Origin of the sequence: Thiothrix subterranea (assembly GCF_016772315.1) — a bacterium.
Lineage (GTDB): Bacteria > Pseudomonadota > Gammaproteobacteria > Thiotrichales > Thiotrichaceae > Thiothrix > Thiothrix subterranea.
Window position 1 is genome coordinate 65,453 of sequence record NZ_CP053482.1, and the last position, 26,946, is coordinate 92,398.

20 protein-coding genes are annotated in these 26,946 nt (G+C 49.3%); 6 read left to right on the plus strand and 14 right to left on the minus strand.

Features of this window, described 5'->3' with window-relative positions; genetic code table 11:
• Positions 1-60: 60 nt before the first annotated feature.
• Both HMY34_RS00305 and HMY34_RS00310 read right to left on the minus strand, forming a co-directional pair.
• Entirely contained in the window at positions 61-2,478 is a 2,418-nt protein-coding gene (locus HMY34_RS00305; protein WP_202717184.1) for a DUF262 domain-containing protein, read from the minus strand.
• Positions 2,475-4,331: a DUF262 domain-containing protein gene (locus tag HMY34_RS00310; RefSeq protein WP_202717185.1), complete on the minus strand. Its 1,857-nt coding sequence runs from the start codon at positions 4,329-4,331 to the stop codon at positions 2,475-2,477. The genes HMY34_RS00305 and HMY34_RS00310 overlap by 4 nt, the downstream gene beginning before the upstream one ends.
• A gap of 189 nt (positions 4,332-4,520) precedes the next feature.
• Here HMY34_RS00310 and HMY34_RS00315 point away from each other — a divergent pair, with 189 nt between their 5' ends.
• Positions 4,521-7,040: a cation-translocating P-type ATPase gene (locus tag HMY34_RS00315; protein ID WP_202717186.1), complete on the plus strand. Its 2,520-nt coding sequence runs from the start codon at positions 4,521-4,523 to the stop codon at positions 7,038-7,040.
• Between the two features lie 48 nt (positions 7,041-7,088).
• Here the strand turns inward: HMY34_RS00315 and HMY34_RS00320 are convergent, their stop codons facing one another.
• The 5 genes from HMY34_RS00320 to HMY34_RS00340 all read right to left on the minus strand — a co-directional run bounded on the left by HMY34_RS00320 (position 7,089) and on the right by HMY34_RS00340 (position 10,156).
• Positions 7,089-7,376: an encapsulin-associated ferritin-like protein gene (locus tag HMY34_RS00320; RefSeq protein ID WP_202717187.1), complete on the minus strand. Its 288-nt coding sequence runs from the start codon at positions 7,374-7,376 to the stop codon at positions 7,089-7,091.
• Positions 7,377-7,386: 10 nt separating this feature from the next.
• Positions 7,387-8,199: a DUF2189 domain-containing protein gene (locus HMY34_RS00325; RefSeq protein ID WP_202717188.1), complete on the minus strand. Its 813-nt coding sequence runs from the start codon at positions 8,197-8,199 to the stop codon at positions 7,387-7,389.
• Between the two features lie 104 nt (positions 8,200-8,303).
• Entirely contained in the window at positions 8,304-8,624 is a 321-nt protein-coding gene (locus tag HMY34_RS00330) for a chaperone modulator CbpM (protein ID WP_228287937.1), read from the minus strand.
• A gap of 3 nt (positions 8,625-8,627) precedes the next feature.
• Positions 8,628-9,512 (minus strand): DnaJ C-terminal domain-containing protein, encoded by an 885-nt coding sequence (locus HMY34_RS00335; protein ID WP_202717189.1) that lies wholly within the window; start codon positions 9,510-9,512, stop codon positions 8,628-8,630.
• 68 nt (positions 9,513-9,580) lie between these two features.
• Entirely contained in the window at positions 9,581-10,156 is a 576-nt protein-coding gene (locus HMY34_RS00340) for a hypothetical protein (RefSeq protein ID WP_202717190.1), read from the minus strand.
• A 242-nt stretch (positions 10,157-10,398) separates the two neighbouring features.
• Here HMY34_RS00340 and HMY34_RS00345 point away from each other — a divergent pair, with 242 nt between their 5' ends.
• The 4 genes from HMY34_RS00345 to HMY34_RS00360 are packed head-to-tail and all read left to right on the plus strand — an operon-like array spanning position 10,399 to position 15,082.
• Positions 10,399-10,764 carry a hypothetical protein gene (locus tag HMY34_RS00345; RefSeq protein ID WP_202717191.1) on the plus strand — a complete coding sequence of 122 codons (366 nt, stop codon included), beginning with the start codon at positions 10,399-10,401 and terminating at the stop codon, positions 10,762-10,764.
• Positions 10,761-11,852: a transaldolase gene (gene tal, locus HMY34_RS00350; protein WP_202717192.1), complete on the plus strand. Its 1,092-nt coding sequence runs from the start codon at positions 10,761-10,763 to the stop codon at positions 11,850-11,852. Before HMY34_RS00345 ends, tal begins: the two co-directional genes overlap by 4 nt.
• A 13-nt stretch (positions 11,853-11,865) precedes the next feature.
• Positions 11,866-14,247 (plus strand): phosphoketolase family protein, encoded by a 2,382-nt coding sequence (locus HMY34_RS00355; RefSeq protein WP_228287938.1) that lies wholly within the window; start codon positions 11,866-11,868, stop codon positions 14,245-14,247.
• Positions 14,234-15,082, plus strand: a complete 849-nt coding sequence (locus tag HMY34_RS00360) for a transglutaminase family protein (protein ID WP_202717194.1) — start codon at positions 14,234-14,236, stop codon at positions 15,080-15,082. Before HMY34_RS00355 ends, HMY34_RS00360 begins: the two co-directional genes overlap by 14 nt.
• Here the strand turns inward: HMY34_RS00360 and HMY34_RS00365 are convergent.
• From HMY34_RS00365 to HMY34_RS00385, 5 genes are all read right to left on the minus strand, one after another.
• Positions 14,992-19,206, minus strand: a complete 4,215-nt coding sequence (locus HMY34_RS00365) for a hypothetical protein (RefSeq protein ID WP_202717195.1) — start codon at positions 19,204-19,206, stop codon at positions 14,992-14,994. The two genes, HMY34_RS00360 and HMY34_RS00365, sit on opposite strands and share 91 nt — an antisense overlap.
• A gap of 42 nt (positions 19,207-19,248) precedes the next feature.
• Positions 19,249-20,937 (minus strand): AAA family ATPase, encoded by a 1,689-nt coding sequence (locus HMY34_RS00370; RefSeq protein ID WP_202717196.1) that lies wholly within the window; start codon positions 20,935-20,937, stop codon positions 19,249-19,251.
• 78 nt (positions 20,938-21,015) lie between these two features.
• Entirely contained in the window at positions 21,016-21,876 is an 861-nt protein-coding gene (locus HMY34_RS00375) for a formylglycine-generating enzyme family protein (RefSeq protein ID WP_228287939.1), read from the minus strand.
• A 3-nt stretch (positions 21,877-21,879) separates the two neighbouring features.
• Complete coding sequence (locus HMY34_RS00380; RefSeq protein WP_202717197.1) at positions 21,880-22,353, minus strand: PIN domain-containing protein; 474 nt, start codon at positions 22,351-22,353, stop codon at positions 21,880-21,882.
• Positions 22,353-22,607 (minus strand): UPF0175 family protein, encoded by a 255-nt coding sequence (locus HMY34_RS00385; RefSeq protein WP_202717198.1) that lies wholly within the window; start codon positions 22,605-22,607, stop codon positions 22,353-22,355. Before HMY34_RS00385 ends, HMY34_RS00380 begins: the two co-directional genes overlap by 1 nt.
• A gap of 134 nt (positions 22,608-22,741) precedes the next feature.
• On the opposite strand from HMY34_RS00385, the gene HMY34_RS00390 reads away from it, so the two are divergent.
• Positions 22,742-23,071 carry a BrnA antitoxin family protein gene (locus HMY34_RS00390; RefSeq protein ID WP_202717199.1) on the plus strand — a complete coding sequence of 110 codons (330 nt, stop codon included), beginning with the start codon at positions 22,742-22,744 and terminating at the stop codon, positions 23,069-23,071.
• An 88-nt stretch (positions 23,072-23,159) separates the two neighbouring features.
• Here HMY34_RS00390 and HMY34_RS00395 read toward each other — a convergent pair whose 3' ends face one another.
• Entirely contained in the window at positions 23,160-25,973 is a 2,814-nt protein-coding gene (locus HMY34_RS00395) for a formylglycine-generating enzyme family protein (RefSeq protein ID WP_202717200.1), read from the minus strand.
• Positions 25,974-26,942 carry an AAA family ATPase gene (locus HMY34_RS00400; protein WP_202717201.1) on the minus strand — a complete coding sequence of 323 codons (969 nt, stop codon included), beginning with the start codon at positions 26,940-26,942 and terminating at the stop codon, positions 25,974-25,976.
• Positions 26,943-26,946 lie beyond the last annotated feature (4 nt).

Sequence of the window (26,946 nt, forward strand, 5' to 3'; positions counted from 1 at the left end):
CAATATTTGGGTTGGGGTATGCAGAGAGTTTAGCACGAGCTATCACAAGTCTGAGGTCATTCATGCAACAACCTCTGCATAACTATCGACCACTTTATTTTTATCTAATGGATTTTCTAGCTGATATAATTCGCAGATAAAAGCAACGGCAACTTCGATCATATCCATGGTTTCAGTTGGCTTTAGATAAAAATAACCATTACTGTCCTCTATTGGTTTAACTTGACTACATTGGTTAATAGAGGATAGAGCAGGGTTAACTCTCCATCCCTTATCTTCACAAAATAATTGTAGATAATAGCCCCGAACATTACCATTAACAACGCGCCCAATAGCACCCGCCCCGGTCGCCAGATAATAGCCGCGAACATAACCATTAACTTGGCACTTGTAAGTAAAATCATTTTTCTTTAGCTCCAGTGGGCTGCGGTCACTTGTTTTACTGCGAGAACTATCTATGCAACAAATCTTTTGATCATTGATTATATTGATTACCGTTCTTACATAAGGATTAATATGATAACCATTAAATTGATATTGGCTTAAATGTCTAATTGAAAAACCATTTTTCTCACTGGGAATCCATGCATACAAAAGATGATAGTCTTTTGCTTTTGTCATACTGGAATAGTTTACAAAATAGTAACGCCAATCTTTTTGCGTAGTTGTGTCAAGTAAATATTTGCACTTAATTGATTCTAAACTAGAGCACTCATTATAAACATCTAAAAACTTTACCAACTTATTATTTTTCTTGAAAAAAGTTAGTATAGATCGCCAACCACCATCACCACCAAAGAATTTGCCATGTCCATTCCATATATCCACAGAATAATCAATAATACCCAGAAAGCTTTCCACTATCTCTCGGTCTCTATTAGATTTTTCAGCACCCCATATATCAAAAAACGCCCGCACACGACCTTCTAACAATTTTATATCTTCTAGATAAAAATTATGAGTTGATCCTTTAATTAAACGATGATCTTCTAACTTAAAAATAATTTTCCGCATTGCATTATTATTGACAATAATCGAAGCTTTTTCCCTCTCATAATTGAAATACTCACCTTTGAAAGCCTCTGTTGCAGCATTTAGAACTTGAGCCGATGAAAGTATTTCGTAAATGTTTCTGCGGCTAACAAAATTATTGAAAATGGCTTTTAAAATCAAATGATATTTAGATGTATCTAGCTCTAGTTTAAACTGAGCCTTATTATCTCTCCACTCTCTAACTTGATGTAATAAATTTCTAATAACTCGAATCAGATCACGCAAATTATCTGTAAATTCCCGATAATCAAAAGATAATTCATTGACATAGAAAACTATTGTAAATAATGTTAATTTCTCATAATCTGTTAGTTTTTCATTTTCTACTGATCTAGTTAGAAAATTATACTCTTTTTTGAAAAGAGCCACTCTATTTTTACCAGAATTATCTTGATTATAGGAACATGTCTCCTCGATTTTTTCATTTAAAATCTTAATGTTATTTAAAGATTGAAACAAAAACTCTACTGAGGAAGAATCTTGGTAAACCAAATTAATAAGATCATAGTCAATTACTGGATTACCATCTGTATCATAAGAAAACGTATTTTTCTCTTCAAGATTATTCTTAAAATAAAGCATTTCAGTAATATACCAAAAGAAACGCATAAATGCTTCATCAATAGTTTTATATAACATTCCGCAAATGCTTTTTTCTGTTTTATAATCCCAGAAGTTCTCTACCCAGTCAGTTTCAATTTTTCTTGAGAAATAATTCCTCAAGGTTTCATTGGTATCTACAAAAAGCTTATTTTCTAAGTTTTCTGACTCAAGAATTTTTTCAAACTTGGCTTTAAAGTTTTCAAACGGTGTCAGTGGAACACCTCTTGCATTCATTTTTATATACAAATCATCAGTCAGCTTAAAATCATCAAGATTTATAAAATCGAATGTTATCTTTTTAAGATTTACTAAGGAATCAATTTTGCTACCAAACTTCTCATGAATTGCATCTAGCATTACTAACATTGCTGATACTGTTGGGTCATGTTCCCAAGATGAAAAAAACCATGTGCAATCTTTGATTTTTTCACTAAGTTTTTTCTTGGATGTATTTTTTATTGTGATACTTCCAATACTATCAACCAGTGCTGTAATGAAATCTGTAGAACTTATTCTTGTTTCGTATCGAAATTTTTTCAGCTTATCCTTTTCATTCAAATGCTTACCTCTTGCTGCTACATACCAATGCAATAGAAATAACGTTGTTAAACGTTGCTGACCATCTAAAGGCGTAAATATGAGCAGATTCTCATCAACAGAACCGTATATAAAATCAAGATGCAAACCAGTATCAATTTTTTTAATTATGCAAGACAAAATGTCTTCTCTAATTCTTTCTTCTGATTTTCTTCCCTGGGCATAATCACGTTGGATCATAGGTATCAAAATGGTATATTTATCGATAAGTTTATAAAAATTCATTTATTTTTACCTTCATCAGCTAGCAATGATGCTTCTAAAGTTACTTTAATGGCCTTTATATAATCATCCGCATCATTTTTACCCCAGTAATAAAACTGAGAGGGATATTTAGTAAAATATTTCATAAAGACATACCGAGTACATGGAGGGACAAAAATACGTGATCCAGCTTTATCAATATCAATAATATTTTGGCGTTTTACTATAAAAATTGAATTACTCAATTTTGTATTTGAACGACTATCCAATAATGCAAGATTACCTATTCCGTGTAGATTATGATGAAAGCATTTATCAAATAAGGAAAAAACCATATCTTTAATTTTTGAATACTGATCTATAATGTCACGACTAATTTCCTGCTCATCCTTAAGTTCACTTATTCCATTTAATTTTTCGTTTTCATCATCATAAAAATTTGATAATTCATGAATAATTTTATCAACTTCCTTTTTATCAATTTCACTTTGAAGATTTGTTTTTTCCTGCAACTCTTTTAAAACACCATGATGATCTTTAAACCAGCGTTCCCATTCCTTTTTGGTTTTCAACTCTTCAGAATTTTGAGCATGGATATGCTCCAAACTCCATGATATATTCTCACGATTATAATATCCAAATGGGAAGCGATATATTTTATTATTTTCATATTGAAGGGATGTATGCTTTATATTGAACCACAACAGAATATTTTTAATTAATTCCTTGTTTTTATCGTAACTTAATCCATCGATAAAATCCGATTTTGGCTTACTGAGTTCTAGTGTATTTTTTATCTTTTCTTTCAAATCCGTCTTAAAGTCAACTTTTGACTTAGTTTCATATTCTATCTTCAAGTCACTAATTTCACACTTTTTTGCTGCAATCAGAAAACCAACCATTTGATAAAGCTCATCATCTTCAAACCACTCTCTGAAAACTAAGTGATAATTCTTCACTTTCATCCATTCTTCATGAAGATCCTTTGATAATTGAATCCCATTTTTCGCTTTTAATTCACCGTAAAAGTACCTAAATGAATGGTCTTTATCACTTTTTTCTTGTTTTTTTGAAATCAAATCAAAGATAAACTCAATTATGGTCGGTGTTTCGCACTTCTTCTTATTCAAAAAATACCAAAAATCATCATCTTGCAGAGAAAGTTCAATCGTATCCCACTCCATAGCTATTTCGAGTTGTTTACGTCTAATAGTTTCCGCATGATCACCAAAATTCTTTTGTTGCAAGAACAATGCTTTAATAAGTTCCGCATTGGTCAGTTGGATTTTTCCCATATTGAAGCGGGCAAAGACCTCATGTGAATCTTCTTCTTTATTAACATCATACCAAATAAATTTGACGTTATTTAGCAGATCACCAACATTAATCTCATATATTTCACACCATTTTTCTATGGTGTTATAGGCATAAAACATATGTAAGAAATCTACATTATTTTCTGATTCAGGCTTTGACTTTTCATTGATTTCTTTCAAGAAAACCGCACTACTATGTCCTTGTTGCTCTCTAGTTTCATAACGAATTTCAAAATTTTCAAGATCAATACAAACAGGGAGTTTTTCTTTGAATGATAAATAACTAAAAATAATATGTATAGTTGTCAAACGTTGCTGACCATCTATAACCTCCCAAAAACCTTGATATTCACCATTTTCTATTTCTTTAACAATTAAAGGTTGTAGGCAATAGTAACTGTCTACATTATTTTTGGAGAATTCTAAAATATCATCAAGCAAATCATTGACCTGACGACATGTCCAACGGTAGCCGCGTTGGTAGGAGGGAATCAAGAATTTTTTATTCAATAAATCCTTAACTGGTACAAGTTTATCGTTCGCAATCTGTTCTGACATAGCCCTATTTTCCGCCAAAATGAATTCAATCTGAACACTTTATCATCAACGCGCTGACGTACTCAACCATAGCAAATACTTATTGCTATTACTGAATAATTACTGATTGAAATTTTTTTCAACTCAATGATTTCAAAATTCATAACTTATTGATTTCCATATATCACTCGACCGGTGTATAACAAGACTATGAACAAAAACTTAACTGGCCTTACCCAAGCCGAAGCCGCCCGCCGTTTGGCAAGCGACGGCGAAAACATGCTCCCCGGCAGCGTCCCCAAATCCATGTTTGCCATCGCCTTGAGCGTATTTACCGAACCCATGTTCCTGATGCTATTGGGTGCGGGTGGCATTTATTTTGCGTTGGGGGATCGTGCCGAAGCCTCATTCCTGCTCGGTTTCGTCTTCGTTGTGATTGGCATTACCCTGGCGCAAGAACGCAAGACGCAACGTGCGCTGGAATCCTTGCGCGACCTGTCTGCGCCGCGTGCCTTGGTGGTACGTGACGGGCAGGAAATCCGCATTCCGGGGCGTGAAGTGGTACGCGGCGATGTGCTGGTATTGCACGAAGGCGACCGCATCCCCGCCGATGCTTTGCTGCTGGATGGGCAATTGAGCGTGGATGAATCGCTGCTCACGGGTGAAGCTGTGCCGGTCAATAAGTCGCCTTCAACCACCTTATCTGCCAGCACCGTCGTCACCAAAGGCGTGGGGATGGCGGAAGTCAGCGCGATTGGTGTGAATACCGCTGTCGGGCGCATCGGGCAAGCCTTGGCCTCGACGCAGGAAGCCCCATCCGGTCTGCAACAAGCTTCGCGCAAGCTCATTATCATCCTGACCATCGTGGGTTTGACCTTCGCCACGCTGCTAGTATTGCTGGGCTGGCTGTGGGACGGACGGGCGTTTCTGGACAGTTTGTTATCCGGCATTGCGCTGGCAATGGCGATTTTGCCGGAAGAAATTCCCGTCATCCTGACCGTGTTTCTGGCGTTAGGTGCATGGCGCATTTCCAAGCAAAAAGTTTTGACGCGGCGGGTGTCAGCGGTCGAAGCCTTGGGCGCAATCACGGTGCTGGCGGTGGATAAAACCGGCACGCTCACCCAAAACCGCATGAAGATGGAAGAACTGGTGGCAGCGGGTACAACTTTCCGCAATGAAGGCGCAAACGCCCTGCCAGAAACTTTCCATGAACTCGCCGAATTCACCCTGTTAGCCACGCCGCTCGACCCTTTCGACCCAATGGAAAAAGCCATTCGGGTATTCGCGCAACAGTGGCTGAAGGGTACGGAACATTGGCATTCGCAAGCACCCGAATTTCAGTACGACCTGTCAGCCGAAATACTGGCGATGACGCAGGTATTTTCCAGCAATGACCCCAACACGCATTTGCTGGCGTGCAAAGGTGCGCCCGAAGCCGTGGCGGATTTATGCCATCTGCCCGCTGCTGAACGCGACACGATCCACCAGCAAGTGTTAAGCATGGCAGAGCGCGGCTTGCGCGTGTTAGGCGTTGCCAAAGGTCAGTGGCAAAGCAAGGAATTGCCGCCCAGCCAACACGATTTCACCTTTACCTTTCTGGGACTGGTGGGATTTGTTGACCCGCCACGAACAGAAGTACCCGCCGCGATTGCCGAATGCCGTGCCGCCGGGGTACGCATTATCATGATGACGGGCGATCACCCCGCCACCGCACGGGCGATTGCGCAACAAGTCAACTTGAGTACCCGCACGGCGGTGATGACGGGCGCGGAAGTGGCGGCACTCAGCGATGCCGAATTGCACGAACAGTTGCAGCAAGTGGATATGTTCACCCGCTTGCAACCCGAACAAAAACTGCGGCTGGTGCAGATACTGCAACAAAACGGTGAAGTGGTCGCCATGACCGGCGATGGGGTCAACGACGCACCCGCACTCAAAGCCGCCAATATTGGCATTGCCATGGGCGAACGCGGCACGGATGTTGCCCGCGAAGCCGCCGCCTTGGTGCTGCTGGATGACAGTTTTGCCAGCATTGTCGCGGCGATTCGGCAAGGGCGGCGCATTTATGACAATATCACCAAGGCCACCGCGTTCACCTTCGCGGTACACATGCCGATCATTGTGTTGGCACTGATTCCGGCGTTATTGCATTGGCCGATATTGTTGCTGCCGGTGCATATCGTGTTGCTGGAATTGCTGATCGACCCTGCCTGTTCGATTGTGTTCGAGGCGGAACCGGAAGCCAGCGACATTATGACGCGCCCGCCGCGCAAACTAAGCGATTCACCGTTTGCGTTTAGTGCGCTGCTTTACCCGTTGCTACAAGGCATTGCGGTGGCGGAAGTGTTGCTGTTGGGGTATTGGCTGCTGGATGGGCAAGGCTTTCAGGCTGAAGAAATACGCGGGGCAATGTTCATGGGCTTGGTGCTGGGTTTGTGCCTGCTCATTCTTGCCAATCGTGATGCGGCGCGGACGCTGCTGCATGGTTTGACGGCAAGTAATCCGTGGATTTGGCGGATGTTTGGCGCGGTGGGATTATTGCTCGTGGTGGTATTTACCGTTCCCGTGCTGCGCAACATTATGGGGTTTAGCATCATGGGTATTCCCCAACTGGTGGCAGGCATGGCTTTGGTGTTGGGGATTGGTGTGAGTCTGGAAGTTTTGCGTTGGGTCAGTGGTCATGTGAAGAGGGCGTATACAATACGCCCCTACGAAAACCATCCTCTGTAGGGGCGTATTGTATACGCCCTCTTCGGGAAGTTGTTTCATGCACCTCGCTTAGTGATGCGCGATAGGTTTTTCAGTGAACAAATAATCGTTGAGTTCTTTGGAAAACCGTGTGTCTTTACGCCGAATCCATTCCAGCACCATCGAGGCATGTTCTTTTTCCTCATCACGGTTGTGCTCCAGAATGGCTTTGAGTTCTTGATCCTTACACACATCCGCCCGCTGATTATACCAATCCACCGCTTCCAGCTCTTCCATGAGCGACACGATGGCACGGTGCATATCGCGGGTTTCAGCGGAGAGTTCTTCCGCAGGTTCGTGATAACCGACACTAGACATTTTCTACTCCTTAATCTTTAACTAAATCACGGTAAGCGTGCCAACTGGCATGAGCCACTAACGGCATCGCTATAATCAAACCGATATAAAACGTCGCAATACCCAAGCCGATAATCGCCACAATGGTCATTGCCCACAGCAGCATGGTTTTAGGGTTCTGCTTAACAACACGAATGCTGGTGACACTCGCCGTCATAATGTCGATCTTTCTGTGCAACAACAAAGGTACAGTCACCACACCCGTCGTAAAAGCGATGCTGGCAAATAACAAGCCTACGCCAATAAAACCGAGAATGAACAGCCAACCGTTATCCATCGTTAGCAAACTTGTAAACAAGTGACCATAACCGTCGCCAGTGACGGTTGTACTCGTCGCCATTAAGCCAGCAAATACCGTAGTAATACGCACCCAAGATAACATGACAAAACTCAGCGCGACGGCATAAATACCCAGACCAAATACATTGTGGCTAATAACAGACAAAGAATGCATAAAAGTCGGTGGCTGACCGTGTTCAATACGTCTGCTTAAGTCATAAAGACCTACCGCAATAAACGAACCAACTAATAAAAAACCGGTGGATAGCGTAATAACAAAAACAGGATTACTACGAAATATCAGCGTAAGCACAATGCCCACTAGCGCAAAAATAATCCCATAGGACAAACTTGCCGCAGGGGTTTTCCAAATATCTTGCCAGCCTGCGCTAAGCCATTCTTTAATAGCACTTGGATTGACGTGATTAACGGCTAATCCTGTAAATAACTTCTCGGTGGGACGGGATTCGTCCGCCATTGGTTGTTTTGCAACAAAAGATTCCATTTTGAATTTCTCCTGAATTAAAATTATTGGATTAATTATTCAATTCCAGAATAATCCGATAAAAAACAAATAGCCAGCACTCTTTTGTTATTGAGAATTAAAGCTTAACGTTTAATGACCCTATTGGGGCTATTTCGCAAAACTTTAATTTCATCAAGCAATTCTATTGCCAAAGCAGCGCCTGCCAAATTAACACCTAAATCGCGCTGAAGCCGGATTACAGTACGCACCCGCACCACGCTATTGCCTGCAAACAGCCAACTCGTGGTGGTTTGCTGGTAATCAATGGGTTCAATAATCCCCTCGTCCACCATTTCCAAAAGCTGTTCGGGTAGCAGGCTGCAAGAACGGCACAATTCCTCTAGCGAAAACAGTGCATCGTCTTCCAGAATCCTGCCGATTATTTCATTCAAAGCGGTTTGCATCACTCACACTCCCATTCCGGCACGCGGATTAAAGGTTTGTTCCAGCGCCAATTCACTGTACAGGGCTTTGGCCTTGTCGCTGAGGGTATCCGGCATCACTACTTTGAGGGTGACGTAAAAATCGCCCGGTGTTTGCGCGGGAATGCCGCGCCCTTTCAAGCGCAACTTGCGCCCTGTGGATGAATTGGGCGGAATCTTCATATCCACCGCGCCGTCTGGGGTTGGTACTTTGACACTGCCACCTAACGCGGCTTCCCACGGGGCAATCGGCAATTCCAGATAAACATCCAGTTCCTCGGCGCGGTACAGTGGATGCGGGTTGAAAGCGATTTCCAGATACAAATCGCCCGCCGCACCACCGTTAATGCCGGGGCTGCCCTGCCCTTGCAAACGAATGTGCTGACCTTGCTTGACCCCTTTGGGGATTTTGACGTTGAGGGTGCGTTCTTGCTGGAGAGAGCGCAAATTCAAGCTGCGCGTCGCCCCTCGATAAGCATCTTCCAAATCAATCGACACCTTGAAGTGACTGTCTTCACCCTGCATGGATTGTGTCCGCCCCGCATTAGCACGCCCACGTTGACCAAACAGGTTGGCAAGGAAATCATCAAAATCGGCAGACTGACCCGTTCCCGCAGTACCACTGGGCGGCGGACGGACATCACGTTGGGCTTTCAAGTCTTCGCCCAACTGGTCATAGGCGGCGCGTTTTTCCGGGTCTTTCAGGACTTCGTAGGCTTCGCCCACTTCCTTGAACTGCTCCTCGGCATTCACTTCCTTGCTGATGTCGGGGTGGTATTTCCGCGCCAATTTGCGGTAGACACGCTTAATGTCATCCTGCGTAGCTTCTTTGGTCAAACCCAGAACTTGGTAATAATCCTTATATTCCATCACACACTCTGCCGTTTAATAGGATTAATCATCTGATACCACAATACAGTGGCATTGTATGTTTTAAATCAATCATTAGAGTAAGAACGTATTTTCCATACCACAAAAAGCAAAACCAGTGCGATTAATACCACGGCGGCTAATAGAATAATCCACAGAAATTGTCCAACATAAGCAGCCATTAATAACGTTAACAATAATAGCGCACCTACCACGTACAATTTCCACGACACCAGCATTCCGTCAACGAAGGTAGCGAAAGTCAGCATCAATAATACCAATAGACCCGTCGTATCCACATTAATACGCCCCGCCTCAAGCAGTCGGTAAATGACCGCCACAGCAACCAATGCCGCACCCCACAAAATAGCTTGCTGATACAATAGCTTACCGCCCTTTAACAGCCCCAGCTTTTTAGAGCGCCAGCTTCCCCACGCTGTCGTCATCAACGCTAGAAATACCAGCATATAGCTCCAATAGCTGTAAGCATTGTCTACGCGGTAATTGGTAATACCCACGCCCAACAAAGCCAGAAAAATAATGCCGATAAACAGCACAGCATCCACTTTTAAAACTTGTTTAAACGTAGCACCCGGTTCTGCTACGGGCAGATTAGCGCGAGGCTCAGAAACAGCAGTGTCCATCACTTTCTCCCTGTAATGATTATTATGTTACGGAAATATGTATTTTATTAAAATAAGTAGATTCTGTATTAAGAATGACAGAAGCTTGCAACATAAGCAAATTTAGCGCCTAATGAAAACCAACCTAGTTTTTATTATTATCTAAAAAACTATCTAGCATTCAGTGTAAAAACTTATGTGTTTTTATCGAAAATCATAGAGCATTGTTATGTTCAAAAAATACCGTTTAAAAAGGTGTCGTCATGTCAAATCTTGGCCCAAAAAATGAAAGGCTGCTGTACCACTCGATTGAAGACGTATCGTTGACAGAAATTCACCAGCGGGTAAAGCAAAATGCCGCCTCCCTGAATGTTACCCCCAGCGCAGCAGTGCTTGAAGTGGTGGACACCCTGTTCAAGCATTATCAGGAAAATACCGACAATGACCAGAGTCAGGAGATTCACAACGATGTGCGTTTCCTCGATCAGGCTTTTGCCCATAAAGGTGGTAGCAAGTATCTGGAAGAACTGTTTCCAACCGGACAAGGCGTGATCCGCACCATCCATGCTTTAGCCGGTTTACCCTCATTGCAAATGGATGTCGATAAAGGCTTTGGGACGGCGTTATGAACCACAATCCCCTGCATCAATTATTAACCTTCGGTCAGTCCATCTGGCTGGATTACATCCGCCGCGACTTGATTACTAGCGGCGAACTGCGGCGTTTGATTGAGGAGGACGGACTACGCGGCATCACCTCAAACCCTGCGATTTTCGAGAAAGCGATTAGCGACAGCCAAGCTTATGACACTGCTATTCGCGAGCTGGCACAGCAAGGCAACAGTGCCGAAGCCATCTACGAAACCCTCAGCCAGCAAGACGTGCAAAGCGCCGCTGATGCCTTCCGCCCACTTTACGACCGCACCAACGGCAAAGACGGCTACGTTAGTTTAGAGGTCAACCCGCACCTTGCGCACAATACCGACGGCACATTGCAGGAAGCACGCCGCTTGTGGGTAGCCTTGAACCGCCCGAATGTCTTCATCAAAATCCCCGCGACTACCGCCGGATTACCCGCCATCCAACAACTCATCAGCGAAGGCATTAACGTCAACGTCACCCTGCTGTTTGGCTTGCCGCGCTATCGGCAGGTAGCAGAGGCTTACATCGCTGGCATTGAAGCCCGCCTCGCGCAAGGCGAACCCGTGCAGCAAGTCGCCTCCGTCGCCAGTTTCTTTGTTAGCCGCATTGATGCGTTGCTAGACCCGCTGTTAGAAACCCCAGCGGCACAAGCATTACGCGGGCAAGTCGCGATTGCCAGCGCGAAAATCGCCTATCAAATCTACCAAGAAATCTTTAATAGTGATCGTTTTGGAATCTTGGAAGCTCAAGGCGCAAGCGTCCAACGGCTGTTATGGGCGAGTACCAGCAGCAAAAATCCCGCATTCAGCGATATAAAATACGTCGAAGCCTTAATCGGCGCAGATACGGTCAACACCCTGCCGCTGGAAACCCTGAACGCCTACCGCGATCACGGCGAACCGCAAGCGCAGCTCGAACAAGGTGTCGCCGAAGCCCGCCACGTATTGGCACAACTACCCGCGCTGAGCATCGACCTTGACCAATTAACCCAACAGCTTGAAGACGAAGGTGTCGAAAAATTCAATAAACCGTTCGACAAGCTGCTAACAATATTGGCGCAACGTAATGCCGAATAAGGAATTTCAAACCATGACTACCACTCTTTCCCCCGAACTACTAGGTCGGATGGACGCTTACTGGCGTGCCGCTAATTACCTCTCCGTCGGACAGATTTACCTGTTCGACAACCCGCTGCTCAAACGCCCACTGACACTGGCGGATGTGAAACACACTCTGCTGGGGCATTGGGGTACAACGCCCGGACAAAACTTCATTTACGTGCATTTAAATCGCATTATCAAACAATACGATCTCGACATGCTCTACATCTCTGGCCCCGGACACGGCGGGCCAGCGGTGGTGAGCAATACCTACCTCGAAGGCACGTACAGCGAAATCTACCCCGACATCAGCCAAGACGAAGCGGGGTTGCAAAAGCTGTTCCTGCAATTTTCGTTTCCCGGCGGTATTCCCAGCCATGCCTCGCCGGAATGCCCCGGTTCAATCCACGAAGGCGGCGAACTGGGCTATTCGCTGAGCCATGCGTTCGGCGCAGTATTCGACAATCCCGATCTGCTGGTGGCTTGCGTGATCGGCGATGGCGAGGCGGAAACGGGGCCGCTGGCAACGTCTTGGCATTCCAACAAATTCCTTGATCCGGTGACGGATGGCGTGGTGCTACCGATCCTGCACCTCAACGGCTACAAGATTGCCAACCCAACCGTGCTTGCCCGCATCAGCCGCGAGGAACTGGAACAGTTATTGCGCGGCTACGGCTGGACACCGTACTTCGTGGAAGGTGACGAACCGACGTTGATGCACGCAGCAATGGCAGAAACGCTCGACACGGTGACAGCGCAAATTAAAGCGATCCAGAAAGCAGCGCGTATCCACGGCGATTTGACCCGTCCGCGCTGGCCAATGATCGTGCTGGTATCCCCCAAAGGCTGGACAGGGCCAAAAGTAGTTGATGGCGTACCAATCGAAGGCACATTCCGGGCGCATCAAGTACCCCTTTCCAACCCAGTGGCGCACCCCGAACACCTCCAATTGCTGGAAGATTGGCTCAAAAGCTACCGTCCCGATGAGCTTTTCGATAAACACGGACGATTGCAGCCGGAACTCGCGGAACTTGCCCCCACGGGTGAACGGCGTATGGGTGCAAATCCCCATGCCAACGGCGGCATCTTGCTGCGCGATTTGCGGATGCCGGATTTCCAAAATTACGCGGTGGATGTACCCACGCCGGGTGTAAGCGGTATTGGCGATACCCGCGTACTGGGGCGTTTTTTGCGCGATGTGGCAACATTGAACGGTGAACAACGCAATTTCCGCATCTTCGCCCCTGACGAAACACTGTCCAACGGCCTCGAAGCCCTGTTTGAAGTCACCCAACGTCAATGGGATGCTGCAACTGTAGCAAATGACGAATTCCTAGCCCCCAGCGGGCGGGTGCTGGACTCGATGCTCAGCGAACACCAGTGCGAAGGCTGGCTGGAAGGCTATTTGCTGACCGGGCGGCACGGGCTGTTCACTTGCTACGAAGCCTTTATCCACATCATTGATTCGATGTTCAACCAACACGCCAAATGGCTGAAAGTCACTGCAAACCTACCCTGGCGGCGCAAGATTGCCTCGCTGAATTACCTGCTGACTTCGCACGTCTGGCGGCAAACTGCCAACGGTTTTACCCACCAAGACCCCGGCTTCATCGACCATGTAGTAAACAAGAAAGCCGAAGTTGTGCGGGTGTATTTTCCGCCGGATGCCAACTGCTTGCTGTCGGTAATGGATCATTGCTTACGCAGCCGCCATTACGTCAATGTGGTGATTGCGGGCAAACATCCTGCCCCACAATGGTTGTCGATGGAAGCCGCCGTCAAACATTGCACCCAAGGCATCAGCATCTGGCAATGGGCAAGTAACGACCAAACCGACGAAACCGATGTAGTCATGGCGTGTTGTGGCGATGTGCCGACGCTGGAAACGTTGGCGGCGGTATCAATCTTGCGCGAACACTTACCCGACCTAAAAATCCGCGTGGTCAATGTCGTCGATTTGATGAAACTGCAACCGCAAAGCGAACATCCGCACGGCTTGAGCGATGCCGATTTCGACACGATTTTCACCAAGGATAAGCCGGTGATTTTCGCCTTCCATGCCTATCCGTGGCTAATTCATCGGCTGACGTACCGCCGTACCAACCATGAGAATTTCCATGTGCGCGGCTACAAAGAAGAAGGCACGATCAGTACACCGTTTGACATGACGGTGGTGAATGATCTTGACCGCTTCCATTTGGTGATGGATGCCATTGACCGCTTGCCGCAAACAGGGGATAAGGGGAGTTACCTGAAGCAGCAACTCAAGGACAAGTTGATTGAACACAAACAATACATCGGCAAATACGGACAAGATATGCCAGAAATTCGCGATTGGGTGTGGGGTATAACGGCTGATGCAACGCTATAAAATCCTACACCGCACCTATTACAACTTCCCCGGCATGGTGCGCCTCGAACCGCACACCTTGCGCTTACGCCCCCGCGAAGGCTACGAATTACGCATCGAATCCTCCAACTTAAACATCACGCCTGCCGCCACCCTGCGCTGGCATCGGGATGTGGAGGACAATTCGGTCGCCATTGCCACGTTCAAAACCCCGACCACGCAACTGGTGATAGAAAGCACCATCATCATCCAGCAATACAACGAAGCCCCACTGGATTTTTTGGTCGCCGATTACGCCACCTATTACCCGTTCACCTACCTGCCGGATGATCAAGCGGTATTAGCCCCCTACCGACAAGCAGGCGATCCACCCAGTGCCTTGCTGGAAAAATGGGTCGCAAGCCTCTGGCAACCGGGTGAAAAAATTCAGACGTACAGCTTATTAAAACGCCTTGCCGAACGCATCCAACAAACCCTGAAGTATCAGTTACGTGAAGAGCCGGGCGTGCAATCCGTGAACGACACGCTCACCCGTGGTACGGGGTCGTGCCGTGATTCGGCGTATCTGTTTATGGAAACGGCACGGCGTTTAGGTTTTGCCGCCCGCTTTGTCAGCGGCTACCTGCACGCACAACTGGCACCGACCGATTTCGGCGCAACCCATGCCTGGGCAGAAATATTCCTACCCGGCGCAGGCTGGAAAGGCTTCGACCCCACCGTCGGCACCATCGTGGGAACCGACCACATTGCGGTAGCTGTCGCCCGTCAGCCCGAATCCGTGCCACCCGTGGCAGGCGCATTCATCGGGCCTGCGGGTGCAACGCTGACGGTAGGTGTTTGGGTGACAGAAATATGAGGCTGCCACAAACCGCCGTGGTTAATGGCAGTCCAGCCCCAACGCAACCACCCCAGCAAGGCAACAGCTAACCACAACGCCCAAGCCAACATCAGCAAGCGGTAATACAAAATCGGCACACTGATCACACCTGCCTGTGGCAATACCCCTGCCACGCGATCTTGATACCATTGCAATTGTTGTGCCCACGAACCGTTGCCAGTGATTTGCATATCCGGCGACCCCAGCAAGCCATTGGCAACCGCCCCCACCAAAGTCGCTAACGCCACCAAGGTCAAGCCTGCCAAACCCACTTGCATCAGATTAAATTGCCAATAAGGTCGCGCCCAGTCAGCGCGTGACACTTTGCTCCGCAACGCCAAAGCAATCAGCCAAAACGCCATTAACACCATCAAAAACGGCGTACTTTGGCTCAAACCAATGCCCAGCAAGAACCATTGCCAGCTTTTTAGCGGGGTAATTTTGGAACGCCCCAACACCAGCGCAAACACCAGCAACACCACGACCATGCCCCAGAACAGCACCGCAGGCCCCAGCAAAGGCCCATGCGTCCACAATACCCAACGGTCTTGCGGCACTTGCAAGCGTGATTCGCTATTAACACTCGGCAAACCCAAATCGACCGCCGGGAAGGTGTAATGCAAAGGCAATGCGCCGTTTTCCTGCCATTCCAGCACCGCCTCTTGTTTGCGCGGCAATAACGGCAGGATCACCTTGCCCGCTTGCTGTTGAATCGCTTGTTTCGTGCCATCAATCGTCAAGCTTTGCACCACCGCGTCTTCTGGCAGGCTAATGCTGTGTTGTGAACCCCGGCTGCTGTGCAAATTCAGGCGCAAGCTGACATCACGGGCGCGTTTGCCAATCTCGACCTGCATCTGGCTGGCAAGCAGCGTCACGGTTTGCCCGGCAGTGCCTTGCGGACGGTTAACCGCCAAACTCAAGGTTTCGCCTGCCCACGGCTTCCACAATAACGTGCCTTGTGCGTCGGCTTCTTCATAAGCATTGGCAGGCAAACCCGTGGCATCGACGTGCCATACCGGGCTGGCAGCAATGCGCCATTCTTCCAACCAAGCGTTGTTTTGACTGGCGGTAAGCTGCAATGCTGCGGTCTGCGGCAGCCGTGATGTCCATTCCAACGTGTTTTGCTGCGGTTTGAGATTGATTTGCAGTGCCTGATCTTTGAGGGTGAATTGCTCACTCAACGGTTGTTCGCCCGCCAGCAACGGAATCGCCAAGCTGATCGGTGCGGCACTGTCAGACACGCGGCTGATGGTGGTAGTAACATACCAATCCAACCCCAAATCCAAGCGTCGCGAAATTTTGACGAACGCGGGCAAGGTTGGCATGTCTTGCACGGTGTTATCGCTGCTGACGGTGGTGCGGTTCAGTTGAAGCTGGGCTTCGGGTACACCGTTGTCGCGGATACCGTCCACCTGCCAGCCATCGCCTTGCCAAGTCACGCGATGCGGTTTCAGCGGCAAAGGTAACGCGATGCTGCTGCGCGTGGGAATAGCGCCTTGCAAGACCACCTCGTGCTGACCTTGCGCCAAGACTACCCACAATTGTTGCTCAGCATCACGGCGCAAGGCTTGCGTCAGTTGCGCATCCACCAATACGGTTTGTGGCAACCACGTGCTTTGGCTACCCGGCAATGGCACGGCAACGGCGGTAGCCGTGTGTACCCGCAGCCGGATTTGCAAGCCGTCATTCCCCACATTCAGGTACATTTGCTCGATTTGCGCACAATTAGGCAAACACTCCGGCGCACGTAGCAAACGTTCTTGCAAGGTTTCCAGCAGACTGGGGTCGGGTGTATTGCTGGCGGGTGCAACAGGCATGGCGGCAACAGCAGGCGATTCTGCCAAGGCAGTTTGCGGCAGTGTTACTATTACCCACGGTACGGTCATCGCCAGTAACAACGTCACGGACAAACCGCGTTTGGCGGATTGGGTCGCTTGCCACAACGCCGCCAATTTGCCGGAAACCAACGCCAAACGTGCCGCCAAAATCAGCATAATAATCACCCCCAACACTTTGAGCAGCGAATGTGCTACCGGCGAAATCAGCCACAAACCCATGCGTTCGTCGGGTTGAATCACGCCTGACCATTCCAGACGCACCTGATTCCATTGCCATGTGGGTAAGCCGGGGCCGGTTTGAATCATGCTATTCGGGTCGATTTCACGCAGATTGGCCTGCTGTTTGGCGGGTCGTGCCTCAGGATACGCGCTGATGTTTGCCAAACTACTCATTTTCTCACGCGCATAATTCTCCGATTTCATCATGGGAGCAGGCGCTGGAGCAGCAGGCATAGTGGCTTGATCTGCCATCATTACCGCATCTGCATCCATCGCTTCCTCAGCGGCAGGCGCGGCGGCTGAGGTATAGACCACGCCATTCATGCCACCACTGGTGCTGTATTCCAACTGCGGGTACAGCGCCAAACGCACCGTATCAATGGTGTATGGCAAAATCACCAGCACCAATCCCAGCAAGCTCAACCAGCGGTAACGCCCCAGCCAACGTTGAATCGCTCCTTCCGGCACGGAACGCAGCAACGCCGTGACCGCCAACAGATTCAACCACAACAAACGTGGCGCATTCGGTTGATGCCAAGTCAGCAACAAGGCAAACCCTGCCACCGCTCCCCATTGCCAGCCAAATAAATAGCCAGTTGCCACCGTAGTCAGCAATACCAGAAACAAATCCAGCAGGCTCCATTGCTGCAACCAAGTCATCGGCAAATTGTCCGTGCCACTCGCCGCAAACAGCAACCAGCCGGGCGGCAAGTGCAAAGTGGTGGTCACTTGCTGCAATTCCTGTTGCCAACCGCTGACCGGCGGGCTGGAACGCGCTGCCTCGTAACGGCTATCGGCTTCGAGTGCCAGATTACGCTGGCGCACTTCCACGCCAGCGGCTTGTCCTGCGGCTTGTTGGGTAATCAATTGCGGTGTGCCATCAATGCTGACCCTGCCGAGGTGAATATCGGACAGCACTTCCAGCCGTGACTGTTGCGCCAGCGTTCCCGTCAACTGGTCTTGCAGGGTGTAGCCATTGCCGTCGAAATCCAGCCACAGTTGGCGGGTTAAATTGAGTTGCGCGGGGCTGTCTGCCATGCCGCGATGTTGTTCTGCCAAGGTCATTTTGCTGCCACTGGTGAGCAGATAGGCAGGCAAACTTGCCGAAGTATCCGGCAAGCGGGTTTGGCTGGGGTCAACGCTATTCACGCCTTCGACCTGCACTTGGCGCATCGTCGGGTCGGCTTCAAATACCCAAACTTCTTCGCTAGGCCAAGGGGTAGAACTCACGGGCAAGGCTAATTCGGTGACATTGGTGAGGGCGCGTCCGGTGAGTTTGAGTGTCCATTCGCCGGGGCGCAGTTGAACTTGCAGCTTGCCGTCCTGCCCCATGCGCGTGGGTAAGGGACTATCGAGGTGCAGCGGGATAAAACCGTCCAGCAAGACCGGGGTGAATTCGGCGTAGCGTTGCTTGCCTGCGACACGCAATTGAATGTGGGTAGTGACTTCGAGAGGGTGCGAATCCAACACTTTGCGGAAGACTTGCACTTCGAGGTTGTCTTCGCTGGCTTCTTGGTTGGTTTGGCTGAGCCATAAACTGCCAGTGGCGTTGAATTCGGGAGTGGCGATGTTTGCACTATTGACGCTGAGTTGCACCAAGCCGCTGGTCGGGGCAACGAAGAGCGCTTCGGGGAGTTTGTCCCAGACGAATTGTCCGCTGAGATCGTGGCTGCCTGCGGGGAGCGTGACAACCGGATAGCCGTCTTTTTCGAGTACTGCCAAGGGGGTGTTGGTGCTGTTTTGCACTTGCTGAGGCCAGTGTTGCGCATCACCGGGCAGGCGTACTTGGGTTTCGCCGTAGACGTCCCAGTGTTGGGTGAACGTGCCGCCCGTAGCAGTAAGCTGCAAATCTAAACGTCCCGGCCAAGCGCATTGGCGTTCTTCGGCGTTGAAGAGGTAGGGGCATTGCAGGTCTTTTTGCCCATCCAACACCCAGCCTATCCACGCTTTGAGCGGTTCGGGGACGTTTTCGGGGGCAAGCGGGTTGGCGTGTGCGGTGGTGAGCAAGAATAGCCAGAGGGGGAGGAGGCGCAGAAAATGTAACATGGCAGTGCCTTTGGATTTTTATTGTTTTGAATTATACCCGTATCATTTTAACTTCACCACTTCCACACACACGCCATCGCTAACGAGTAGCCACGCACTCAGTTTGGGAAGTACGGCAATATCAGGTAACTGCAAATATCCCTCTACTTGGGTAATACCGGCTTGGCGTTTAGCTGCCCAACCCGCCTCACCGTCGGATTGTTTGCTGTATTTCAGTTCGATCAAATGCTGGTGATCCACCACAATTGGGCTACGTTCCAGCAGCAGAATGTCGGGGTATTTACGGTTCATTTCCCGCTCGCTCTGAATGAAATACACCGAGGTTTGGTACAGCAAGGTGAGCAACAGCACTTTAACGTGCTTTTCATCCATTCCCATCGCATCGCGGTTGGAGAGCAATTGCAGCGCCCGTTCCATTTCGGTGATCAACGGTTGGATGTCGTCTTGTAACGCCAACACTTCGACCGCCAACGCAATCGCCCGATTGGAAATCGTCATTTGGTTGCGGCGTTCCAATTCCACTTTGAAATACTGGAAGTACAACTCACGCATCACGTAATTGGGAATGCTGAATACCTCGCCCGCCAAGGTTTTGCGCTGCAACGACACAAAGCCCATATACGCTAACAAGCTAATGAAGTCGTCACGCTCGAAGCCTTTTTCAAAGTCAAATTTGCGGCGTTGTTGCGCTGTCACTTCCCCGTTCGTCATCAGCTCATCCAGCACAGCGAAATTGGTATCGCGGTTGCCGATGCTGAACATGCCGAGAATTTTGCCGTAATCGGAAGCAATGTTTTCATCCAACATCGGGTCAGGATAAGCACAGTGTTTTAGGCGGAAGTTTTTGACGAAATACAGCACCATATTGGCGTTGAATACGGTGTCAGTTGCAGGCGCGAAGCGGTAGCCGTTGTACCAGCGGGTGATGTCCGCCAACAAGGTAGCGGGTTCAAGGTTGCACGCTTCCACCAAAGGCTGGAGCAAAGCCGCCACTTCTGTTTTGGTGAAACCGATGGCTTCATTGAAATCTTCGTGTAGGGAAAGGTTTTCGCCGATATTGAAGCCGCTGGTCATGCTGTCGAGCATGATTGGGGTTACGCCAGTGATGTATAAACGGTCAACTGTACCGCGTTGGGTAGCGGTTTTGATGGTTTCGTAGAAGCTGCGCACGAAGCCACCTTTGCCGACGACACGTTGGAACAATGTCAGGTCATCCGCCAAAATGGTATTAGCAAAGTGGTCGTATTCGTCGATCAGCAACAGGATTTTTTGCTCGCTCATGACTTCAAAAAAATATTCCATTTTGGCAGCGGGTGAAGTTTTCAGCTCGATTGTCGCCCCCAGCGCCTCTGCATAACCGTAGCGGCGCAGGAAACCTTGCAAGCTGGTGGCAATTTTTTCATTAAAGCGCTGATAAATCCGTGCTTCACCTTCCCCTGTGTCGATGCCGCTGAACTCCATGAACAGCACTTGGTAGCTGTTTTTGAGGGGGGTTGGGTGTTTGCCGAGGTATAAGTTGCCGAATAGAGTATCGAATTCTGCCGCGTGTTGGGTGTCGTAGTAATATTCCATTGCAGACAGCAGCAGGCTTTTACCGAAACGGCGTGGGCGTAACAGGATAATGTGGCGACCGCTGTCTTCCAACTTGGCGATGTAGTCGGTTTTGTCTACGTAGGCGTAGCCATCGGTGATGACTTGTTTGAAATTGCTTAGACCGTAGGGGATTTTCATCAGGTGCTCGTGGGGTTGCGCGGTTAAGGGGAGTTTAGCACAAGCGGGAAATGACTTGCCCGCGTCAGAGCCGTTCGCTCACGTCTTCCCTTGGAGGCGCTTCGCATCATGCTGGGCTGACTGTAACTCAAGACCTATGGCAAGCCGAAAGCCTAAGAGAGCGCGACGGTCATTACGATAGAACTTATGACGGGAGGCAGAACGCGCGAATCCGCCGTTGGAGCCCCACGAACCACCACGAACGACTTGCAGAATACTAGCTTCTTGGTCGTCTCTGGCAACAGCTTTCGGGTTTGAGACGACATCTTTACCCAAATGATCTCGCCACATATCTTCGCACCATTCCCATACGTTGCCATGCATTTCGTACAAGCCCCAAGCGTTGCAGGGGTAGGTTTTAACATCCTTGGTTTCCCCCTTAATGTCAGAATCGTCCCACTTGCCTGAGTAGTTCACTTTTTCGAGTGTTAAATCTTGCTTGTCACCGAAGTTGAACAGGGTTTTTGTTCCAGCACGGCAGGCGTATTCCCATTCGGCCTCCCACGGCAAGCGCACGCTTAAATCGGAGTGGATTTGGTTAAGTTTGTCGATGAAGGCATGGCTATCCTCCCAACTTACGGTTTCGACAGGGCGTTTGTCACTTTTAAAGTGGCTGGGATTTTCACCCATAGTGATTTGCCACAGGGCTTGGGTGACGGTAGTTTCGGCGAGCCAAAAACCTTGAGTGATAGTAACTTTGTGCAAATCTTCGTCGCTATCGCGACCTTCTTCAGCTTCAGGAGACCCCATCATGAACGTGCCAGGTTGAATCCAGCGGAAGGCATGGCGCACGTTTTTGTAGGTGAAAGCTTGCCATAGGCCGTAGCGGTCTTCGCCCCAGTCGGAAGCCCAAGCGTAAGGGAAAACAGGGGGAGAGAGATGGTTGCGGTAGGCACTCACCAGCTATTCCCCAACCAATTGCAATGCTTCCTGCAACACAACGTCTGACAGGAAAATACCAGCTTGTTGGATAGCCAGTAAGCCAGAGCGGATTTCACCCACATGCCCATAATCTTTTGCCCAGATCAGCATACCGACGCTGCCGATGGTGTTGAGTTTGTTGAAAATGGCAACTTTGCGGGCGCGGCGATCATCTATCAGCAAAAAATCAGCGTGCAAGTGCTTATAAAGCGACATGGCTTCCAGTTCGCCATCGCCTAAACCCGCAGGGGTGATGATCGTTTCACACAAGTCGATGGGAATCGTTTTGCCCTGCAAATAGTCACGGAGTGTGTCGGCTTTGGGTTTTCCCGCAACTGTGCATTCGTTGAAGACGGCAACTGGCACACGCACTTCCTGAAAACGGATGTCCAACCAATGCAAGCCATCACATACCGCCACTGCAACCAGTGCGGAGGAATCAGCCACAACCAGCATCAGGATGCCTTTCTGAAAGCTGCAACCTCAGCCGCCAGCTCACCCGGCTCGTAATTGATCATGGCGATATTGTGCTTTTTACACTCAGTAATGAAGGTAAAGCGGTCAACTCCCGCAAACTCACAAGCTGCACCAGCAGAGAGGCTACCCGACTGGTACATGGTCAGGGCTGCATAGAGTTTAATACGCCGACCCAGCTCTACGGGTGAAAATTCCATGCAGAATTGTTCAGGTACATCCAGCGTGATTTGCATGAGTAGGCTCCTATCGTTAGATTATGGATCTGATTATAGCGTTATCATACCGCCAAGGCTGCTTCCATTGCCACCTGCACCAGCGCATGATGTAACTACACTTTTGTAAGGATTTAATGATGGAAGGAGGTTTTATGAAAACCGAGGCGGATAAGGAATGGGAATATCTGGTCAATATGCCGGATGAGGAAATCGACTTTAGCGACATCCCCAAAACAACAGCGGAGATGTGGAAAAATGCCGAAGTTGGCAAGTTTTATCGCCCTGTGAAGAAGCAGGGTACAGTTAGGATTGATGCTGATATTTTGGCTTGGCTACAATCTGATGGGGCTGGGTATCAGACACGGCTGAATCAATTGTTGCGGGATGCGATGCTGCAAGCGCCGAAGAAACCGGGTGAATTAGAGAAAATACGGCTCATGATGATGAAAACTTGTGTTTCATTTTTTACGTTTCTTTCTTGATTCACCCGCTCCCAGTGCTGCCACAATCTGGCTCGGCATCCCGCTCGCGCCTGTCCTGTAACTCCGCCATCCGATCCTAGCCTTGAGATCAAGACATAGATAGGGCAAGACGAAAACCAAGGTCGTTGTTACGGTAAGTGGGATCTCGCCTGAGACGAAAGGCAGAACGCACGCTCCCACCGTCATCACGCCACGAGCCGCCGCGAACGGCGTACCCAAGACCTGCCTGCTTGACGTCTCCGGCAACACCATCTGGGTCTGTAACCGGCAAAGCCGGTAATTTTTCTTGCCACACATCATGGCACCATTCCCACACGTTGCCATGCATTTCATACAAACCCCACGGATTGGCTGAAAGTGATTTAACGGGAACAATCTCTTCTCTATATAAACCTTTTTTGCCATTCGCATAGGGGTGATTTCCGTCGTAATTGACTTGTTCTGGGGTAATATTATCACCGAATGAAAATGGTGTGGTCGTGCCCGCGCGGCAGGCGTATTCCCACTGGGCTTCGGTAGGGAGTTTGGCTTGTACACCGGAAATGAAGGCATTGAGCTTTTGGAGATAATATTGAATGTCGTTCCAGCTTACTTTCTCAACGGGGTTTTTTAGATTGTCTCTGAAATTGCTGGGGTTGTCGCCCATGACGGATTTCCATTGATATTGGGTGATGGTGCTGTCTGCCAGCCAAAAACCTTGAGTTAGGGTAACTTGGTGTTGAACTTCGTCATCGTAGCGTTCTGCTTCGGATTCGGACGAACCCATGAGGAATGTGCCGGATTCAATCCAGCGGAAGCGTTGGGGGATGATGACTTCTATGAAGCCTTCTTTGCCAAAACTTCTTCCAGTCTCTTTTATATCGAGATCAGCATACAGACCGTAATCATCAAACCCCACACCCTCATTCGTATTGCAAACCCAGTGACCAGCAAATCCATTACCAGAACGTGAATATTCACCCTCCGCCCAAAAGAAGCGGTAATGCTTACCGGCGAACGGCATAACCGCTTCCAAGCCTGTCGGGGTGCGAATGATTTCAGATGCCCAACCGGGTTTAGTCAATGGCGTTATCACCAACCTTTCCAAACCCGTATCTAGTGTTACCATCTGACCTTGCAGATGACAAACTCTCAACCCCTGCCCCACATCTTGTAACCGGAACGGATAAGCCTGTTCCGCCTGAACCATTAGCGTGTCATGGTGCATTTCAAACTCAGCCAGACGCGCCCAAGTCACCAAAGCAGCGGGTTCAAGATGGGTTTCCCGAACTTCTAAATATTCCCCCCGTTGTATCAACTCGTAACGTTTTGGCTCAACCCGCTTCCGCACCATCGCCAACACCATATCCGCATCATACTCGGCGGATACCGCCCCACCCTCACGCAACTGCTCATGATATGCCAAACTGTACAAGGCATACGCATAGCTATCGTTGTAAAGTGCCTTACCCTCCTCATCCTTACCCAACCGCTGCAAATGCCGCCGCGCAAACTGCGCCATTCCCTCATGCCTGCTCTGCCCCGCAAAACTGCGCGTAAACCGCACCATGAATTTCTCCGCCCACGCTGCATCATCCAGTGTAAACACGGTCAGCGGCTTGGCATTCAACACCGTTTCCGCCCACACCGCCGGAAACTGCCCAATATGATGCTGGCGAATCACTGCCAACACTTGCCGCTGCAAACTGGCTGGCTCTTGCCGAAATAGTGCCTGATACGCCGCACGCTTGTCTGCCCGCAACGTCATCGCGGTATAGCCCCACACCACATCCGGGTGCAGATACACCGCAGCCTCTACCCCACTATCCGCCTGAATCGCGGGCAAACACCCCAAAATGGCGCGTAATAATTCCGGCTCTACATGCACTGCCACCGACAGCAAACTCAACACCCGTTGCACATGGCTGGTGTGTTCTTGCTGTTGCTGATTCGGCTTTTGTGGCTTAAACCGACTCAGCCTACCCCACGGTATCTGATCGACCAAAGCGGTGAATGGCGCGTACTGCTGCGCGGGCGACACTGGGCTTAACACCAGCGGGCGAATACCTTGACGCGCTAATTGCTGGGCAAAACGCAACCAGCCTTGGCACACCACACTGCCTTGCGTACTAAGCTGCCCCATATCACTGACAATCAACACCACACTCGGCACTTTCAATGGCTGCCAAGCTTTCACGACTTGCTGCTGATCAAACCAATCGTAATAACGCCCACCCGGCTGATCTTCAAGTACTCGAATCTCCAAGCCATTTTTGCCGTGTTGACACGCCAGCAAATCACACAAATCATGCGCATCTTGCCAAAACGGTAACAGGCGCTTATTCAAATCCAGCAAGACATACACCCGACCGGCGGGCAGCACATGCGGACGGCGCGGGATACGCTGCAAGGCTTGCAGGCGAGCAACCTGCTTCACCAAACGCGGAACATCCAACCGCTGCCCCAAAGGGTAGGTCAACGCTTGGCGCAAAAAAGGCAAGAGCCGCTGTTGGGGAACAAGCGGCTGATGCGCTAACGGTTCACCTTGTTCGAGCGGGCGCAAATCTGCCGCTGACAGCGGTTCGATACCCCGCAAACATTCGGGTAAATCATCGTCTGGCTGATCAGGATCAGCGTATTGTTCGCGATGTTTGAGTGCGTAAAATGCTTCGGGTGGGCGCGTTATCGCAGCGGGTTCTTTATCTTCCTCTGGATGCGGACTCAGTGACTCATCATCCGGTGATTCAGGCTTGAAATCACCCTGATCTCCGTTACTAACAGTAATCTTGAGATTGACGTTAGCTTGCGGCTCTAACCATTCATAGCCCAGTATCTCTGCCGCCAATTGTTTTTCAGCAGGCGTATGACAGCGCCGCATCCAGCGCAACAAATCGGCACGGCTGGTCTGGCTGGTGGGCTGCATTCAGACCGCTTTCCTGAGCACAAAATCACGGATGTCATCCAGCAATGTCGTCTGGTAGGCAGTACGTGCGTCACCTTGCAAGCCCACCTCAGTCATCTCGTCCAATGCGGTCAGCAGGTCAAGGTATTCCGCCAAACCCGCTTTCACCATGCCATGCCTCTCGGCTTCGTCGCGGTCTTTTTTGAGTTCTTGCGCCGCGTAACGTTTGATGGCTTGGCAACATTGCGTATCGTTGATATGCACATCGGCACGCTCGATCAACCACTCTTCAAAGCGGTTTTCCTCCACCTTCAGCGATAACACCAGACAACGGCGCAGGAAAGCAGGCGGCAATTCACGTTCGTTGTTGGTGGTAATGATCACTAACGGCGGCTGTCGCTGCGGCTCACTACCAACCGTTTCACCTAGCATGGGGACTTCAAAACCGCCGTTGCCCAACACTTCCAGCAAACTATTGGGGAGCGAAGGCTCGGCTTTGTCGATTTCATCAATCAGCAACACGATACCGTTGTCCAAATTGCCATCGTCACAGATTTGCGGGCGGTAGACTTTATGGCGGCAAACGTCGTTGTATTGTTTAGCCGCACTGTTCCAGCCAAACACCCACCACAATACGCCGGGGTTGAGGTAATGCGCGGGATTCAGTGCATCACCTTCCTGCTTGGTTTGAGCATCATTCAACCGTGCCACTGGATCATAACGCCACAGCAAATCCTGCCCTTCGGTGTTGATATTGATGACTTCAGCGACAAACTTACGCTTCAACTTGGCAGCGGCGGCGCGTGCCAGATAGCTTTTTCCCATGCCGGGTTCGCCTTTCACCAACAATGGGCGACGGGTTGCCAACGCCATTTCCAACGCGAAAGCAGAAGGCTTATCCAGCAGGTAATTGCCACCTTGCCACGAACCACAGGTGTTGAAGTCGATGATGTCGCCGGGGTGGAAATTTTTCAGGGTTGGGTTAGTCATAACT